This window comes from Thermus sp. KWY1, from assembly GCF_057547025.1.
Window position 1 is genome coordinate 1 of record NZ_BAAJPG010000030.1, and the last position, 254, is coordinate 254.

Genomic DNA, 254 nt, shown 5'->3' on the forward strand with positions numbered 1-254 from the left:
GGCCGGGGCCGGCGATCCCACGGTTCAGGACCGCTTACGGAAGCTCAAACAGGTGGAGGCGCTCAGGAAATACCGGGTGGGCTGGCCCGAGATCCAGGAGCTTTTGGGGATCAGCCGGGCCACCTATTACCGCTGGCGGAAACGCCTCAAGGAAGAGGGCCTTGCCGGTCTTAAGCCTCGGTCAAGACGTCCGCTTTGGGGCCCCTACCCCAAATGAACCGCAGCGCTTGCGGCGGAGGATTTACTGGTCTTCC

General features: G+C 63.4%; 1 pseudogene. It reads left to right on the forward strand.

From position 1 onward, the window contains the following. Positions 1 to 254, forward strand: a pseudogene (locus tag AC27GT_RS09110) (helix-turn-helix domain-containing protein); the annotation flags it as partial.